Below are 3,620 nucleotides of genomic sequence, written 5' to 3'. Positions count from 1 at the left end.
GTCCGGTCGCGGCCCGACCGCGGCGATCGCGTCGGCGGCGGTGGGGTGGATGGCCAGGACCGTGTCGAGGCCGGTCAGCTTGAGCATCCGGTCCAGCCTGGCCGGCACCGCGGCCAGCGCCATGGCGCCGCCCTGGGACTGGGCGGCGTGCCAGATGTTGATCAGCGCGTTGAGGCCGGCCGAGTCGCAGAACCCGACCTGTGACAGGTCCAGGACGAGACGGACGCGTCCCTGCTCGATCAGCTCGAGCACCCGGGAGCGGAGCATCGGCGCGGTGTGGAAGTCGATCTCACCGCCGACCGCGGCGACGGCCAGCGGACCGTGGGTCTCCTCCACGGTCAGGAGCAGCTCTTGCTCGGACACGTCGTTCAGCGCTCCTCGTCCGTAGCGTCCGTGGGCAAAGTCGTGGTGTGCGCGGTGGACGTCACGCCCGGCGTCCGCCGCTCGGCGTCCTCGGCGGTGGGCACCGAGAGCGCCAGGAGCGCCACGTCGTCCTCCGCCCCTTCGGGGAGGGAGTCCAGCAGATCCACGATGTCCTCCACCAGCCCGGCGGCCCCGCCGAGGCCCCGGCGGCGCGCCAGGAAGGCGGACAGTCCCTCGTCACCGATCATCTGTCTGTCCTCGCCGGCCCTGGCCTCGATGAGCCCGTCGGTGTACAGGAGCAACACGTCGCCCGGGGCCAGAACGACCGTACGGGACCGGAAGCGGGCCTCCGGAAGCGCCCCTATCAGCATGCCTCCTTCCAGGTTCACCGGGCTGACCGACGGCGCGCCGTCGGCCCCGCTGCCCACGTGGTACGCCGGGGGGTGACCGCCGGTGGCCAGCTCGACCTCGAAGCCGCCCTCCGCGCGCGGGGTCAGGACGCCGAAGATCGCCGTGCAGAACTTGCTGGTCAGGCTGTCGCCCAGCAGCTCGGTGTTCAGCGTGTCGAGGACGGCCACCGGGTCCGGCGCGTGGTGGGCCGCGGCGCGCAGGGTGTGCCGGGCCAGCGCGGTGACGGTGGCCGCGTCCGGGCCCTTGCCGCACACGTCGCCGAGCAGGAACGCCCAGCGGTCGCCGTCGAGCGGGAAGACGTCGTAGAAGTCGCCGCCCAGGTCGTGCACCGAGGCCGCGTGGTAGTGGCAGGCCAGCTCCAGGCCGGGGACGGCGGGCAGGGCCGGCGGGAGGAGGGTCCGCTGGAGGGTGCTGGTCAGGGACTCCAGCACCCTGCGGTCCTTCTCGGCGCGCAGCCGGGCGGCCCGCTCGTCCTCCACCTGGCGGACCACCGCCTGGCGCCGTTCCTGCTCCCTGCGCAGGGCGCGCAGCGCGGTCAGCCGCAGCTCCATCTCGTCCAGCACGACCTCGGCCAGGTCCTGGAGGGCCGTGACGTCGTCGTCGCCGAGGGTGCGGGGGCGGGTGTCGAGGATGCTGACGGTGCCCAGTTTGTGGCCGTCGGCGGTGACGATCGGCGCGGCGGCGTAGAAGCGGATCCCGAGCGGGCCGGTGACCATGGGGTTCGTCCCGGCCAGCGGGTCCACCAAGGTGTCGGGGATGACCATGGGGCCGTCGTGGAGGAGGGCCAGGCCGCACAGCCCGTCGGCGCGGCTCACCTCGGTGACGTCGTCCATGCCGTGCCGGGCCTTGAACCAGATGCGGTCGCTGTCGACGAAGGTCACCGCGGCGAGGGGCACCTGGAAGACGCGGGCGGCGAGCCGGGCGACGCGGTCGAAGGAACCGTCCGGTGGTGTGTCGAGGATCTCGTAGCGGCGCACCGCCGCGACCCGCGCCGACTCCTTCTCCCAGTCCGGTCCCACGGCATTTTCTCGCAGCATGGGCCTACTTCGGTTCCTCGTTCTGATCGCCGTTGCGCCGGGTACCGCCACGGCGGCGGCACCGGAACGTCCAAGGCTAAAGGAGCCCGGACCGTTCCGGTGCCGTGAAGAGCGCGCGGAGCACCGCCCCGAGGTCTTCCCCGGGTCTCTACTTCGTGTCCAGATCCCTTCGGCGGAAACCCGCGAACCCGGTCAGGCACAGCCCGGCGGCGACCAGGGTGAGCACCGCCATCGGCGTCCAGTCCATGGCGGCGGCCGGGAGCTGGGGCACGTGGCCCAGCGGGGACACGTCGGCGGTCCACTCCGGGAACCGGAGGATCTGCCCCAGGTAGCCGACGACGAAGGCGTACAGCGGCACCGCCCAGGCCAGCGCGGTCGCCCGGGGCAGCCAGCCGAACAGCACCAGGGCCACGCCCGCCGCGGTCCACAGGGCCGGCACGTGGACCATGGCGGCGGCGATCAGGTCGCCCGTCATGGCGTGGTCGCCGGTCGTGGCGGCGGCCGCGAGGCCGAAGCCGAGCCCGGCCAGCAGCTGCATGACGACGGCGCCGAGGAGGGCGACCGTCAGGTGCCCTCCCAGCCAGGCGGTCCGGGTGATCCCGGTGGACAGCAGCGACTCGGCGCGCCCGCCGCTCTCCTCGGCCCGGGCGCGGAGGGTGGCCATCACCACGTAGATCATGGAGACCACCGCGATGACCACCATCACCATCGCCGCGAAGGACTCGGCGAGGGTGGCGCCGCCGATCTCGGCCAGGGCCTCCTGGATCTGGTCGACGCTGCCGAGCATGTCCTCGATGTCGCCGATGATCGACCCGTACATCGCCCCCATCACGAAGAGCCCGGCGCCGAATCCGGCCAGCAGTCCGCGCTGGAGCCGGAGGGCGAGGCCGACCGGGCTGGTCAGTGCCCGGGAGGCGGTGGCGCGGCCGAGCCGGGTGGGGCGCAGTCCGGCGCCCACGTCGCGCCGGGCGGCGAGCAGGAAGCCGGTGACCGCGCAGGCGGCCGCCGCCCCCACGCAGAGGAGCAGCGGCCACCAGCGGTCGTCCAGGTACGGGTAGGCGCGCTGGGTCCAGCCGATCGGGGAGGCCCAGGAGAGCGCCTCGTTCCCGGTGTCGCCGGCCGCCCGCAGGATGTAGGCCGCGCCGATGACGGCCAGGGCGAGCCCGGAGGCGCCTCGGGTGGAGGAGGTGATCTGGGCGGTGATCGCGGCGACGCCCGCGAAGACGACGCCGGCTGCGGCGTGGGCGGAGCCGTAGACGAGCGAGCCGGCCAGGTCGACCGACTCGATGCCGAGGCCGGCCAGGCCCACGGCGAGGAGCAGGGCGAGCGCCAGGTTGGCGAGGACGGCGAGGCCGAGCGCGGCGGCGAGCTGCGCGTGGCGTCCGACGACGGTGGAGCGGATCAGCTCGGCGCGGCCGGTCTCCTCCTCGTCGCGGGTGTGGCGGGTGACGATCAGGACGCTCATCAGGCCCACCAGCACGCCCATGAAGCCGACCATCTCGTGGCTGAGCATGGCGCCGTAGGTGTAGTCGTCGAGGTAGTGGCGGGGGCCGGTCATGGCCAGCGCGGCGGGGGTCGCCATGGTCCGGGCGGCGGTGGCCCGGGCCTCGGGGGAGTCGTAGAGGGTGGCGTAGCTGTTGGCGGTGGCCAGGGTGCCGGTGAGCAGGGCCAGCAGCCAGACGGGGAGACGGACGCGGTCCCGGCGCACGGCGAAGCGGAGCAGGGTGCCGGTGCCGGTGAACGCCGCCCGGGGGGCGGGGCCCGAGGGCGCGGTCACGGGCGCGGGGCGGGCCGAGATCGGGAGAGCGT

The 3,620-nt window shown here is 74.0% G+C and carries 3 protein-coding genes; all 3 read right to left on the bottom strand.

Annotation, left to right across the window (positions count from 1 at the left end; all coding sequences use genetic code 11):
- On the bottom strand, positions 1-363 hold a 363-nt coding region (locus tag HW445_RS22380; protein ID WP_308799694.1), incomplete at its 3' end, for an STAS domain-containing protein.
- 5 nt (positions 364-368) lie between these two features.
- A complete protein-coding gene (locus tag HW445_RS22375; RefSeq protein ID WP_180222765.1) occupies positions 369-1,811 on the bottom strand; it encodes a PP2C family protein-serine/threonine phosphatase in 1,443 nt (480 codons plus the stop codon).
- A gap of 148 nt (positions 1,812-1,959) precedes the next feature.
- Positions 1,960-3,609: an ABC transporter permease gene (locus tag HW445_RS22370; RefSeq protein ID WP_374939685.1), complete on the bottom strand. Its 1,650-nt coding sequence runs from the start codon at positions 3,607-3,609 to the stop codon at positions 1,960-1,962.
- Between the last annotated feature and the right edge of the window lie 11 nt (positions 3,610-3,620).

It is taken from the genome of Streptomyces sp. UH6, assembly GCF_013421635.1.
GTDB lineage: Bacteria > Actinomycetota > Actinomycetes > Streptomycetales > Streptomycetaceae > Streptomyces > Streptomyces abyssomicinicus.
The sequence above is the reverse complement of the archived record's forward strand: the minus strand, read 5'-3'. Positions and strand labels throughout refer to the sequence as shown.

Bases quoted from the DNA above. Each gene is read 5' to 3' on its own strand.
- HW445_RS22375 (WP_180222765.1), bottom strand. From the start codon at position 1,811: ATGCTGCGAGAAAATGCCGTGGGACCGGACTGGGAGAAGGAGTCGGCG.